This window comes from Gottfriedia sp. NPDC057991 (assembly GCF_042886615.1).
Lineage (GTDB): Bacteria > Bacillota > Bacilli > Bacillales > Bacillaceae_G > Gottfriedia.
This window is the reverse complement of sequence record NZ_JBHVQN010000001.1, coordinates 112,814-125,810: the sequence shown is the minus strand read 5'-3', so window position 1 is coordinate 125,810 and position 12,997 is coordinate 112,814. Positions and strand designations below refer to the sequence as shown.

The window sequence follows — 12,997 nt, the reverse complement described above, 5'->3', positions numbered from 1 at the left end:
GCGGTGCATTTGGTCCCATATATGCCGGTAATGTTTGCGGTGCATTTGGTCCCATATATGCCGGTAATGTTTGCGGTGCATTTGGTCCCATATATGCTGGTAACGTTTGTGGGAAGTTTTCATTTGGTCCCATATACGCTGGTAATGTTTGTGGTGCATTTGGCCCCATATATGCCGGTAATGTTTGTGGTGCATTTGGCCCCATATATGCCGGTAATGTTTGCGGTGCATTTGGCCCCATATACGCTGGTAATGTTTGTGGTGCATTTGGTCCCATATACGCTGGTAACGTTTGTGGGAAGTTTTCATTTGGCCCCATATACGCTGGTAATGTTTGTGGTGCATTCGGTCCCATATATGCTGGTAATGTTTGTGGTGCATTCGGTCCCATATATGCTGGTAATGTTTGTGCTTTATTAGTAGCTACTGGTGATACTTGCGCATTCGGCTTTCCTGTTGCTACTGGTGATACTTGCATATTTGGTTTTCCTGTTGCTACTGGTGATACTTGCATATTTGGTTTTCCTGTCGCTACTGGTGATACTTGCATATTTGGTTTTCCTGTTGCTGCTGGTGATACTTGCATATTCGGTTTTCCTGTTGCTGCTGGTGATACTTGCATATTCGGTTTTCCTGTTGCTACTGGTGATACTTGCATATTCGGTTTTCCTGTTGCTACTGGTGATACTTGTGCATTTGGTTTCCCCGTTGCTACTGGTGATACTTGTGCATTTGGTTTTCCTGTTGCTACAGGTAATACTTGTGCATTTGGTTTTCCTGTTGCTACTGGCAATACTTGTTGATTTGGTTTTCCTGTTGCTACTGGTGATACTTGTTGATTTGGCTTTCCTGTCTCCATAGGAGATACCTGCGGACTTGGTGTTGATGGAGAAACCAATGATCCTGGGAAGTAGTTCTTTTTCTCTGACATGCTTTGTCCTCCCTTGGTGTTCACATTTGATTTATTCTCATTTATAGGAATTTTAACTGCCACTGGCGAAACAACTTGCGGTATGTTCGCATTTGGTTTTCCAGTTTGAACAGGAGATACTTGTTGATTCGCATTATTTGTCGCAGGTGATACAGTCGGTTTTGCAGGTGGAATAGGTACCTGAATTACAGGTTTTACTGTCGGTGTAACCTCTACATTAATATTATAATTTTCAGCAGGCTTTGTACTCGGTTGGACAGCAGGTTTTGGTTGTTCAGCTGTAGGCTGTGGCTGTGCTACAGGTTGAACTTGTTCTCCTTCTTCTACCTCCAAAGCAACACTTGGCTTAGGTTGCTGTACCTCCTTTTTAGAACCTAATGGGGCTGGCTTTTCACCCCTTTCTGGCACTTTTATTTTCATGCCAGGATAAATCATATCTGGATTACTTAGTTGGGCATTTAATTTAACTATCTCTTCATAGCCGATGTTATATTTTTGAGCAATGCTCTTAAGGGTATCGCCCTTTATTACTATGTGAATTCTCACCTTTTCCCCTCCTGACCAATTGCCTCTACGTTGGATTGTACATTAGTACCTCACAACAATGTATGTCTGAATATTTGTATTTATGATAGAAGGTATTTTAATTTATGACGAGTAAGCTTGTATAAGTATTTACTTTATTCTTTTTTTTTCTATAAAAAAATCATTTAGCTCAAGTTGAGCTAAATGATTTTAAATTTTTTATGATATGTTATTTTATTTTTAAGCAAGCTCAAGCATTTTATCTAATGCCTTAATTGCATCTTTTGCAGTTTGTTTATCAACTGTAATAATATTTTGGATGTTACCTTTTTCGATATTTTCTAAAGACCATAATAAATGTGGTAAATCGATACGATTCATTGTTAAGCATGGACACATAAATGGATTTAATGAAATGATCTCTTTATCAGGATGATTTTTAATAATTCTTTGTACTAGATTCATCTCAGTTCCTATTGCCCATTTACTTCCTGCAGGAGCAGCTTCAATCTGGTCTATAATATATTTTGTAGATCCATTGTCATCACTTGCTGCTACAACTTCTCTAGAACATTCTGGATGCACAATAATCCTCATATCTGGATGATTTTTTCGTACATTCTCAATATTTTTCACCGTAAAATTCTCATGAACAGAGCAATGACCTTTCCAAAGTATTACTTTGATGTTATTTAGATCGCCCTCATATTCTAAAGTGTCTGTTATTGGATTCCAAATCGCCATATGCTCTAACGGTACACCTAATTCAAATGCTGTGTTTCTACCTAAATGTTGATCAGGTAAGAACAATATACGTTCTTTTTGTGTGAATGCCCACGAAACAACCTTTTTAGCATTAGATGATGTTACGGTTGCACCATCATTTCTACCAACAAACGCTTTAATCGCAGCAGTTGAATTAACATATGTTAACGGTAAAATTGTGTCTCCGAAAAGCTTCTGTAACTCAACCCATGCACGATCAGTTTGGTGGTGATCTGCCATATCTGCCATTGAACAGCCTGCTCTCATATCAGGTAAAATAACAATCTGTTCATCTTCCGTTAAAATATCTGCAGTCTCTGCCATAAAATGTACACCACAGAATACAATATATTTCGCTTTTTTATTATTAGCAGCAACTTGAGCAAGTTGTAGAGAATCTCCTGTCGAATCAGAGAAAACTACAACTTCTTCCTTTTGATAATGATGGCCTGGAATGAAAAGAGCATCACCTAATCTCTCTTTTATATCTTTTACTCTTTTTTCCATTTCCTCAGTTGATAATTTATAGTACTCATCAGGAATTTGATATCCTTCATTTTTTTGTATCATATCTAAAACGTTCATTGTCCCCACTCCAATCCCTACTATATTACAAGTAGAAGCTTATATCTAATGCTTTTGCTGAATGTGTTAAGCAGCCTAAAGAAATAACATTTACACCACAGTTTTGAAAACTTGCTAAATTATCTAAAGTAATTCCACCAGAAGCTTCCGTTACAATCGTTTCTGGAACAAGCTTAACGAATTCTTTTATTTCATCTGGAGTACGATTATCAAACATAATGACATCTGCACCAGCTTCAATAGCTTGAAGAACTTGATCTTTGTTTTCAGTCTCGACTTCAATTTTGACCATATGACCTAATTTATTTCGTAATGAATCAACTGCATTTTTTATTGAACCTGCGTAAGCAATATGATTATCTTTAAGCATCACTGCATCATATAAACCGAAACGATGGTTCGCTCCACCACCACAAGTAACTGCATATTTATCAAATAAACGTAAACCTGGCATCGTTTTTCGTGTATCGACTAGTTTAATTTTCTCATCGCTTAGTGTTTCAACTGCTTTTGAAGTAAGCGTTGCAATCCCACTCATACGTTGTAAAAGATTAAGCATAACTCTTTCACCTGATAATAACACTTGAACTGGCCCTTCTACTTCTGCAAGTAATTGCCCTGCCAAAACAGATTCACCATCTTTAACGTGTAGTGTTACTTTGATATCTTCATGAAGTAATTTATAAGTTATTTCGATTAATTCAGTACCTGCAATTACTCCATCTGCCTTTGCAAGTACTTTTCCAGTTGTTCTTTCATGCATTGGGAAAATATGAATTGAGGATAAATCCCCTTCTCCAATATCCTCTAGTAAAAATTGCTCAATCATTTTTTTAGCTTTTAATGTATTCATGAAATTTCTCTCCTCAAATATTAGCTGGTTGATCTATATATTCAATAAAATGTGAGCCGATGCTTTCTTTTCTTCTTAAAGCAGCTTCTGCAATTAGTTTTCCAGTAATTAGCATATTGTATCTTTCTAATTCCTCTTTGTTCATCGGGCGTGAATCTACTGTTTTAGATTCTAAGTAGTAAGAAAAATATGTGATTGCTTTCTTTAAATCTTCTTCCTTTCTTACAATACCGATATACTTCATCATTATTTCTTTAATTTCATCTTTTGTAGGTAATGTTCTTAATCTTGGTATCATGTATTTCGGTTGATTCCCATCTATTTTAGCTAAAGGAAGCTCAGCAATAAATCTCGCAACCTTTTTACCAAACACAATCCCTTCCAATAAAGAATTACTAGCAAGTCGGTTTGCACCATGCACACCTGTACAAGCAACCTCACCTACTGCATACAATCCTGGAATTGTCGTTTCTCCGTTTGCAGATGTCTTCACCCCACCCATGTGGAAATGTGCACCTGGAACAACTGGAATCAATCCTTTTTGTAAATCAATTCCATTATTAATAAGATTGGTCGTAATTGTTGGGAAACGCTGTTCAAATCCATCAATCATATCGATCGATAAATAGATTTCTTCTCCGTTTTGCATTTCATTAAAGATCGCCCTACTAACAACATCTCTTGGTGCTAAATCTTCAAAAGGATGAATTCCATTCATAATGCGACGACCGGTTTTCGTTACTAGAAAAGCTCCTTCACCTCTAACAGCTTCTGATACTAGACCTTTACATGCCCCATTAATGTAAAGCATGGTAGGATGAAATTGAATAAATTCCAAATCAGCCATCTCACAACCCGCTCGATATGCCATAGCAATTCCATCTCCGGTTATGGCCTTATTATTAGAACTAAATTGATACATTGCCCCAATACCGCCCGTTGCCAGAAGTGTCGTGTTTGCAAAACAAGATTCTAATTCACCATTTTCATTAAGTATATAAATGCCCTTACATATACCATCTTGTATGATTAAATCAATTACCATTTCATGTTCAATAATCGTTATTTTATCTTTTATCCGAGCATATACAGTTTCAACTAGATGCTTTCCAGTGGCATCTCCGCCAGAATGTAAAATTCTATTTTTGCGATGCGCTCCTTCTCTACCAAGATGAAACTGACCTGAATCATCTTTATCAAATTCCATGCCAATAGAAACAAGATCCTTCATAGACTTTGTTCCGTTCTTTACCAGCTCTTCTACCGCTTCTATATTATTTACATTACAACCCGCTTCGAGCGTATCTTGTTTATGAAGTTCCCAAGAATCATCCTCTGACATTACTGCTGCAATTCCACCTTGTGCAAGCATCGAATTGCTGTCCCAAATTTTTTTCTTTGTGAATAGAATCACATTTTTAGACTGACAAATTTCCTCAGCAGCCATTAAAGCAGCAATCCCACTGCCAATAATGACAACGTCTGCAGTTCGCATAGTTGCCCCCTCCATTTACAGTACCTCTATTTAAATTTTATCTTATAGATAAAAAAGTTGTCTTGACACCTATATTTACATATATTTAAACTAATGACAAGAAATTTTTTTTTAATGCGTAAAAAAGGAGACTTTAAATTGATTTATTTAGACTATGCTGCTACAACTCCAATGAGTGAAGAAGCAATTGAGACATTTGTCACTGCCTCTAAAAATTACTTTGGGAATGAGCGAAGTTTACATGATATTGGCTCAAAAGCTTCACTGCTACTTGAAGCATGCCGCAAACAATTAGCGGGATTTATAAATGCTAGCCCCGCTTCAATTTACTTTACAAGTGGAGGAACTGAATCAAATTTAATTGCTATTCAAACCCTCTTGAAGAGTACAAAAAAAGTCGGAAAACATATTTTAACAACAACATTAGAGCATTCTTCAATTAGTAATTATTTAAAAGTATTGGAAGAACAAGGATATGAAGTATCTTATTTGCCGGTAACAAATAGTGGGATCATCTCATTAGAAGTGATTGAAAATGCAATTCGTGAAGATACTGTACTAGGTATTTTTCAACATGTAAATTCTGAAATTGGAGCAATTCAACCGATTAACGAGATTGCAAATTTATTTAATTCTTCAAATATTTTACTACATTGCGATTGTGTACAATCATTTGGAAAAATAGCAATAGATGTCTTAAAATATGAAATTTCTAGTATTAGTATTTCAGGTCATAAATTGTATGGACCAAAAGGGGTCGGAGCCCTTTATTTAAATCCTAAATTAACTTGTCAACCTATCTATCCCGGTACATCGCATGAAAGTGGGATTCGTCCTGGTACTGTTAATGTTCCAGCAATTGCATCATTCGTAACAGCAGCTGGACATATAATAAAAAATCAAGACGAAGAGCAAAAGAGATGTCACTATTTTAAAAATGTTTTAAAATCACAATTACAAGATGTTCACTATCTTGTAAAATTTGAAGGTACCGATGGAGATTGTATTCCAAATATAATTGGAATGAGGATTATTGGACTTGAAGGTCAGTTTGTGATGCTTGAATGTAATCGACATCAATTTGCCATTTCAACGGGAAGCGCTTGTGCAATCGGCATGCAGAAACCTTCAGAAACGATGTTAGCCATTGGAAGAGATCCTCATGAGGCAAAGCAATTCTTCAGAGTTTCAATCGGGAAACATACAACAGAAGAAGACTTAATCAAATTTTCGTCTGTGTTAAAATTAATCATTAATCAAAATTTTTAATCGAGGGAAGTTAATATGAATAAAAAACTTTTAGGGGAAGAAAGAAGAAAGAAAGTTTTACAATGGTTAAAGGAGTCTGAGTCACCCCTATCAGGCAATTCCTTAGCTAAAAGAGCAAATGTAAGTCGACAAGTAGTTGTAGGTGATATTACACTTTTAAAAGCGAAAAATGAGCCTATACTAGCAACTGCTCAAGGTTATATTTATATACATCCTAATAAGGAAACTGACAAAATTAAAAAAGTAATTATTTGTCACCATACAGCTGAAGAAACTCAAAAAGAACTAGAAATATTAGTCGATCACGGTGTTACAGTTAAGGATGTAATGGTTGAACACCCTGTCTATGGATATATCACTGCCCAATTACAAATTGCGAACCGTTATGATATAACCTTATTTCTTCAAAAAATGGGAGAAACCAGCTCTGTCCCACTGTCTAATTTAACAAATGGAACACATCTTCATACGATAGAAGCTGATAGTCAACAGCAGCTAGAAAGTGCGATCTTACAATTAAAAAATGAAGGTTTTTTGGTAGATATACCATAAGTGTAGCTTTATGAGGGTTGAAAAAGTATTGGTAGATATTATTGATTAAAAGATTAGGGGACTGCCTCATGTGTCAGAGTAAGGAACACATGGGCATCCCTTTTTTTATTGTAAGGTAGGGGTATCTCGGCCAGACTTTAATTTGCAGTTGATGTTTTCGATCTTTTTATTGATCATTTCAGCCATTTTTATAGTCAAAATAGGAAGAATTAGAGTAACATTGCTCCCTTCCCATTTAAAGGGCCATATTTTTGTACAATTTCAAGTCAAAATACTCCATTACTTGTATGGGTAAAACTTTATCTTATTTGCAATTCTTGGGAATTAATTTGCAGTTTTGCTAAGTTTATTTGCGATTATCGAATTTTAATTACGATTGTATCAGTTTTATTTGCGATTCTCGAAATTTATTTGCAGTTCACTATTTATTTGTTTAGGGCGACTTCTTATTTGCAACATTTTATTTTTGAATAAATAAAAAAGAGGTTGCCCCTAAATTTTTAAACTTTTGGGACACCCTCTTTTTATATAGAAATTTTTTAATCGATAAATTCGAATTCATATTCAGAAATTTTAACGATATCTCCGTTTTTCGCACCACGTTGACGTAATGCTTCATCGATCCCCATACCACGCATTTGACGTGCAAATCGACGAATTGACTCTTCACGTTCAAAGTTAGTCATTTTGAATAGTTTTTCAAGCTCTTCACCTTTTACGACGAACGTTCCATCACTTTCACGAGTAATCTCAAAAGTAGGTTCTTCTTTTTGATATTTATAAAGAACTCGTAATGGTTTGTCTTCTTCTTCGTCATGAAGTGGGAATTCTGGAGTTGTTTCAACTAAATCTGCAACTGTAAATAATAAATCACGTAAACCTTGACGTGTTACTGCAGAAATTGGGAAAATTTGAACTTCATCTCCAACTTGTTCTTTAAACTTAATTAAGTTTTCTTCAGATTCTGGAATATCCATTTTATTTGCAACGACTACTTGAGGTCGTTCAGTTAAACGTAAATTATATTCTTTTAGCTCTTGATTAATTGTTAAGTAATCATCATATGGGTCTCTGCCTTCAAGACCTGACATATCAATTACATGAACAATTACACGTGTTCTTTCAATATGACGTAGGAATTGATGCCCAAGTCCAACACCTTGATGTGCCCCTTCAATTAACCCTGGTAAATCGGCCATTACAAAACTACGATTATCTTCAGTTTCTACAACACCTAAATTAGGAACAATTGTTGTAAAATGATATTCAGCGATTTTTGGTCTAGCAGAACTTACAACAGATAATAATGTTGATTTACCAACACTTGGGAAACCAACTAACCCAACATCAGCTAACACTTTAAGTTCTAGTTTAATGTTTCTTTCCTTACCTGGCTCGCCATTTTCAGCTATTTCTGGAGCCGGATTTGCAGGCGATGTAAATCGACTATTTCCACGGCCTCCACGGCCTCCTCTTGCAATAATAGCTGTTTGACCATCCATTGTAAGGTCTGCTATTAATTCACCTGAATCAGCATCTGTTACGATCGTCCCAGGTGGTACTTTTACAATCATATCTTCTGCATTTTTACCATGTTGATTTTTAGACATACCATGTTGACCACGATCTGCTTTAAAATGACGTTTATAACGGAAATCCATTAATGTTCTTAAACCTTCATCTACTATAAATACAACATTAGCTCCTCTACCACCGTCTCCACCAGCAGGGCCACCTTTTGGAACATATTTTTCACGACGGAAGGCTACCATACCGTTTCCACCGTCTCCACCTTTTACATATATCTTGACTTGATCAATAAACATAAATCCACCACTCTTTTATTTTTCCATTTTAAATTCGATACTGCATTCTTCTGTTTCACAAAAATATGACATCATTCTAATTTTTGAACTGTCATTTGATGATGAAACAATCCACTTCAACATATCTTCTTTCTTTGTTAGTTTACCTCTGAAGTCAAAAAAGAAACTAACTGTTTTATCATTTATTTCAATTGTTAAACTAACAAAATTTTCCTCATAAATATGTACCCAAGATTCTAGTTTTTCTAAAAAACTTTGAATCCATACTGTCATCACTTCGTCTAAATTTTTAAGCGAACATGGTTCCCCTAAAATTTCATAATCTAGTACAATTGTACGAGGCTTCCAGTTATAGGTAATGATAAATTCTGCAAACTCTGGAATTTGTAACGAACAAATTTTAGCTTCATTTAAAGAATCAGCAACAATTTTCGTGATCGTTTCTTCTAGTTGGTCAGATTGACCTGTGGCCATGTAACCTTTTATTAATTGAATTCGGTTTAACCAATCATGACGCGAATGTCTTAATACCTCTAGAACGTCCCATTTCTCCTGCATTGTATTCTCCTATAGGTTTACATTTTTGGTATTTATGAAGGTAATATTTAATGTAGACTCGGCATTTTGATTGATCATTTTGAATGTCTCAAACTAGTGTTTAGCTTGTAAAATGCCGAGTCTAGGAGCATATTGTTTGAGAGGTTGCTATAACAACACTTTTTTTCTATGTTGAAAAGCAATTTATTATAAATTTGTCTTAAGTACAGAAAAACTCTAACCTAAAAGGTTAGAGTTTCTAAGTTAGTTTCTTAAGCTTCTTGAGCTACAGGGTATACACTTACTTGTTTGCGGTCACGGCCTAAACGTTCGAATTTAACTACGCCATCAACCTTCGCAAATAATGTATCATCTCCACCACGACCAACGTTTACACCTGGATAAATCTTAGTGCCGCGTTGACGGTAAAGAATTGAACCACCAGTTACGAATTGTCCGTCAGCACGTTTAGCGCCAAGACGTTTTGACATTGAGTCACGACCGTTTTTTGTAGAACCTACTCCCTTTTTAGAAGCAAATAACTGAAGATTTAATTTTAACATGGTTACACCTCCTGTTTTACTCGTTTATAGTGACATAGTCACCGTAACTTGCAGCGATAGTTTGTAAAGATACGATCATCGCTTCAAGGATAAGTTGCGCTTTTTGTATATTATCTTCATTTAAATCAATCGGTAATTGATACTTCAAGAAACCTTTCTTTTCATCAATCACTGTATTTAATTCAGAATCTATACGACAAATTGCTTCCAAAGCATTTACAGTTCCTACTGAAACTGCTGATATACCGGCACAAACAATGTCAGTCCCAGCATCAGAAAAAAATGCATGTCCACTTATTTTAAAGGAACCTATACGTCCATCTTTTAAACGTTCAATTGTTATTTTAGTCATTACTTAAAATTAAGCGTTGATTTTTTCGATAACAACTTTAGTGTAAGGTTGACGATGACCTTGCTTACGACGGTAGTTCTTTTTAGATTTGTATTTGAATACAAGAATCTTTTTAGCTTTACCGTTCTTTTCAACTTTTGCAGTTACAGTAGCTCCTTCAACAGTTGGGCTACCAACTTTGATGTTTTCGCCACCTACGAATAAAACTTTGTCGAATGTTACAGTTTCACCTGCGTTAGTATCAAGCTTTTCGATGTAGATTGCTTGACCTTCTTCAACTTTGATTTGTTTACCACCAGTTTCAATAATTGCGTACATAATTGCACCTCCTCAATAGTCTAAGACTCGCCACAAATAGGCATGCTAATAATAGCAATTTAATACCTATTATGCGCGGTTGTAGCACGGGTGCGCTACAAACAATAACATTATGATGTTACCACGACGTATGTCGAATGTCAACAACTACTTCAGTTAATGACAGTTTCTAAATAGCTTGTTATTTCCTTGGTCGTACCAGTTCTAACTATATTATAAAATGGTGTTTTTGATGATATAATTTTTAAACAGATTTTTATAAACATTGCTTTTTCTAGTCTTTGAACATGATTATTTTGATCTCCATTTAACGCTTTCGCAACATCCTCACTACATTCAACAAGTAATGCCTCAATATCACGACTTGTTGAGAGTTCCCAAAGCGCTCTTTCTAGCTCAAAAACTGTCTGAACTGTGTTTTTTACAAGCCCACTACCATTACACTCAGGGCACTTTTGATGTGTTGCTTCGATATGTGAATGAGCTGTTCTTTTGCGTGTAAGTTCAAATAAACCAAGGTCAGAAAATCCAAATAGCTTTGTATATACTCGATCATTTTTAAACGCTTCCTTTAATAGATCGCCTATGCTTTTTTGCTGTTCAATGGACTTCATATTTATAAAATCAATAATAATCATTCCACCAATGTCACGAAGTCTTAATTGGCGAACAATCTCAATTGCAGCTAATTGATTTGTATGATACAGAGTTTCTTCACGATTATTTTTCCCGCTAAATTTACCTGTATTTACGTCGATTACTGTCATAGCTTCAGTTTGCTCGATTAGTAGAAATGAACCATTTTTTAACCATACAATTTGTTTAAAGGATTTCTCTATTTGTTCTTCAATTTTAAATGCTTCAAAAATATTTTCATTTCCTCTATAACTAATTATTTGAAGATCTTCAGGCAAATAATTTTGATAAGCAGCTAAATCATCAATGATTAATTCACTGATTGTATCTTTAGGATGCAATTTAAAAAACTTAGTAAACAAGGAATTCGCTTCCCATATACAAGTGATTTTTTTAAAACTTTGATTTTTTAATGACTCAAAAAATAGTTGAAAGCCTTTTAACTCATTTAAAATCTCGTCCGATTCGGCATTTTCACATGAAGATCTGAAAATTAGCCCCTCACTATCACTAGTGTAATCTCGACCTAATGAATATAATTTATTTCGTTTCGATTCTTTTTTTATTTTATTTGATACAGCAACTTGTTTTGTAAGAGGGAAATATACTACGTAATCACCAGAGAACTCAAGATTATTTGTTAGCTTAGGACCTTTCTCATCAAACGCATCCTTTATTACTTGAACCAAAATATATTGTCCTTTTTGGAACTTTTTTCGTATTAATTCATCTTTATTGATTTCAGATTCTTTACCCTCGATTGTATCTTCCAATCTCATGAAGCCATTTTTATTTAAACCAATATTTACAAAAATGGCATTCAATTTCGGCATCACTTCTTGGATTTGACCTACATATATATTTCCCACATGTGTATTTTTGTCAGCAGAAGAAAACCATTCTACTAGCTGGTCATTTTCAGTTACAGCAATTCTTTTCTCTGAATGTTTTACATTCATAATAACTTTCTTCAAATTCATCTTCCTAACTATGTATAGTATCTATCATTTTATTCATTTAAATAGAAAAAAGCTAGTTAATATAATCTAATTAGTTAGTCTACTCACATGAATATTAGAAATTGAATATTATATTAAGATTTCCCTTACGTTCATCTTTAAAGAGACGTTATTTTTCTCTTTGCTTTTGCTGTATTACCCTTTCTTTTACTTAATCCTGATATAGATAGGAGCGATTATATGGATATAATTCTATCAATTCTTATTCCAACCGTCCCCGAAAGAATGGGGTATTTAAATCGTATTATTAATGAATTAGATAAACAGAGTAAAACATATCCTGTTGAAATATTAGTACTTTTGGAAAATAAAAAAAGAAGCATAGGTGAAAAAAGAAATGTTCTAATTGAGCAAGCAAAAGGAGACTATGTAGTATTTATAGATGACGATGATCGGATAGAACCAAATTATATCGAATTATTGTGCTCAGCAATAAATGAAACGCCAAATGTTGACTGTATTGTATTTGACGTTTTAGTAAATTTTAATAACCAATATTCTAAAGTTTGTAAATATGGGAAAGAGTTTGCACATGGAGAAGATGATAATTATTATTATCGAAAACCAAATCATTTAATGTGCTATTCAAAAAAGATAGCCTCCACACATAAGTTTCTTAATATCAGTTTTGGTGAAGATGATGAATGGGGCAGACGAGTTTCAAACGATATAAAAATTCAAAAGAGGATCCCTTCTATATTGTATTACTATGACTATATTCCAAAAGACTCCTCGTGGTATGTATAGAAAGAACTGAATAAAACAAATTAA

Annotated in this window: 13 protein-coding genes and 1 other annotated feature; of the genes, 3 read left to right on the top strand and 10 right to left on the bottom strand. The window is 34.6% G+C overall.

Going from position 1 to position 12,997, the window contains the following annotated elements; genetic code table 11:
• The 4 genes from ACFVR2_RS00600 to nadB all read right to left on the bottom strand — a co-directional run.
• On the bottom strand, positions 1-1,477 hold a 1,477-nt coding region (locus tag ACFVR2_RS00600; RefSeq protein WP_387357951.1), incomplete at its 3' end, for a LysM peptidoglycan-binding domain-containing protein.
• Positions 1,478-1,696: 219 nt separating this feature from the next.
• A complete protein-coding gene (nadA, locus tag ACFVR2_RS00595; RefSeq protein WP_088014433.1) occupies positions 1,697-2,806 on the bottom strand; it encodes a quinolinate synthase NadA in 1,110 nt (369 codons plus the stop codon).
• 25 nt (positions 2,807-2,831) lie between these two features.
• The gene (nadC, locus tag ACFVR2_RS00590; RefSeq protein WP_387357949.1) at positions 2,832-3,659 is read right to left on the bottom strand and encodes a carboxylating nicotinate-nucleotide diphosphorylase; all 828 of its coding nucleotides are present in this window, start codon (positions 3,657-3,659) and stop codon (positions 2,832-2,834) included.
• 13 nt (positions 3,660-3,672) lie between these two features.
• Entirely contained in the window at positions 3,673-5,154 is a 1,482-nt protein-coding gene (nadB, locus tag ACFVR2_RS00585; RefSeq protein ID WP_387357947.1) for an L-aspartate oxidase, read from the bottom strand.
• Positions 5,155-5,268: 114 nt separating this feature from the next.
• Here nadB and ACFVR2_RS00580 point away from each other — a divergent pair, with 114 nt between their 5' ends.
• Positions 5,269-6,423 carry an IscS subfamily cysteine desulfurase gene (locus tag ACFVR2_RS00580; RefSeq protein WP_387357945.1) on the top strand — a complete coding sequence of 385 codons (1,155 nt, stop codon included), beginning with the start codon at positions 5,269-5,271 and terminating at the stop codon, positions 6,421-6,423.
• Positions 6,424-6,438: 15 nt separating this feature from the next.
• A complete protein-coding gene (locus tag ACFVR2_RS00575) occupies positions 6,439-6,975 on the top strand; it encodes a transcription repressor NadR (protein ID WP_387357943.1) in 537 nt (178 codons plus the stop codon).
• Positions 6,976-7,514: 539 nt separating this feature from the next.
• Here the strand turns inward: ACFVR2_RS00575 and obgE are convergent.
• The 6 genes from obgE to ACFVR2_RS00545 form a co-directional block, all read right to left on the bottom strand.
• Complete coding sequence (gene obgE, locus ACFVR2_RS00570) at positions 7,515-8,801, bottom strand: GTPase ObgE (RefSeq protein WP_387357941.1); 1,287 nt, start codon at positions 8,799-8,801, stop codon at positions 7,515-7,517.
• A 15-nt stretch (positions 8,802-8,816) separates the two neighbouring features.
• Entirely contained in the window at positions 8,817-9,359 is a 543-nt protein-coding gene (locus ACFVR2_RS00565) for a Spo0B C-terminal domain-containing protein (RefSeq protein ID WP_387357939.1), read from the bottom strand.
• A gap of 251 nt (positions 9,360-9,610) precedes the next feature.
• Positions 9,611-9,901, bottom strand: coding sequence for a 50S ribosomal protein L27 (rpmA, locus tag ACFVR2_RS00560; RefSeq protein ID WP_025672162.1), 291 nt, complete (start codon positions 9,899-9,901; stop codon positions 9,611-9,613).
• A 16-nt stretch (positions 9,902-9,917) separates the two neighbouring features.
• The gene (locus tag ACFVR2_RS00555) at positions 9,918-10,253 is read right to left on the bottom strand and encodes a ribosomal-processing cysteine protease Prp (protein ID WP_387357937.1); all 336 of its coding nucleotides are present in this window, start codon (positions 10,251-10,253) and stop codon (positions 9,918-9,920) included.
• A gap of 9 nt (positions 10,254-10,262) precedes the next feature.
• Positions 10,263-10,571: a 50S ribosomal protein L21 gene (gene rplU / locus ACFVR2_RS00550; RefSeq protein ID WP_025672164.1), complete on the bottom strand. Its 309-nt coding sequence runs from the start codon at positions 10,569-10,571 to the stop codon at positions 10,263-10,265.
• 13 nt (positions 10,572-10,584) lie between these two features.
• Positions 10,585-10,662 (bottom strand) — a sequence feature (ribosomal protein L21 leader region).
• A gap of 61 nt (positions 10,663-10,723) precedes the next feature.
• Positions 10,724-12,181, bottom strand: coding sequence for an Rne/Rng family ribonuclease (locus ACFVR2_RS00545; RefSeq protein ID WP_387357935.1), 1,458 nt, complete (start codon positions 12,179-12,181; stop codon positions 10,724-10,726).
• Positions 12,182-12,406: 225 nt separating this feature from the next.
• Here ACFVR2_RS00545 and ACFVR2_RS00540 point away from each other — a divergent pair, with 225 nt between their 5' ends.
• The gene (locus tag ACFVR2_RS00540) at positions 12,407-12,973 is read left to right on the top strand and encodes a glycosyltransferase family A protein (protein WP_387357933.1); all 567 of its coding nucleotides are present in this window, start codon (positions 12,407-12,409) and stop codon (positions 12,971-12,973) included.
• Positions 12,974-12,997: the final 24 nt, after the last annotated feature.

Coding starts and splice junctions, on each gene's coding strand:
- nadA (WP_088014433.1), bottom strand. CDS start 2,806: ATGAACGTTTTAGATATGATACAAAAAAATGAAGGATATCAAATTCCT.
- nadC (WP_387357949.1), bottom strand. CDS start 3,659: ATGAATACATTAAAAGCTAAAAAAATGATTGAGCAATTTTTACTAGAG.
- nadB (WP_387357947.1), bottom strand. CDS start 5,154: ATGCGAACTGCAGACGTTGTCATTATTGGCAGTGGGATTGCTGCTTTA.
- ACFVR2_RS00580 (WP_387357945.1), top strand. CDS start 5,269: ATGCGTAAAAAAGGAGACTTTAAATTGATTTATTTAGACTATGCTGCT.
- ACFVR2_RS00575 (WP_387357943.1), top strand. CDS start 6,439: ATGAATAAAAAACTTTTAGGGGAAGAAAGAAGAAAGAAAGTTTTACAA.
- obgE (WP_387357941.1), bottom strand. CDS start 8,801: ATGTTTATTGATCAAGTCAAGATATATGTAAAAGGTGGAGACGGTGGA.
- ACFVR2_RS00565 (WP_387357939.1), bottom strand. CDS start 9,359: ATGCAGGAGAAATGGGACGTTCTAGAGGTATTAAGACATTCGCGTCAT.
- rpmA (WP_025672162.1), bottom strand. CDS start 9,901: ATGTTAAAATTAAATCTTCAGTTATTTGCTTCTAAAAAGGGAGTAGGT.
- ACFVR2_RS00555 (WP_387357937.1), bottom strand. CDS start 10,253: ATGACTAAAATAACAATTGAACGTTTAAAAGATGGACGTATAGGTTCC.
- rplU (WP_025672164.1), bottom strand. CDS start 10,571: ATGTACGCAATTATTGAAACTGGTGGTAAACAAATCAAAGTTGAAGAA.
- ACFVR2_RS00540 (WP_387357933.1), top strand. CDS start 12,407: ATGGATATAATTCTATCAATTCTTATTCCAACCGTCCCCGAAAGAATG.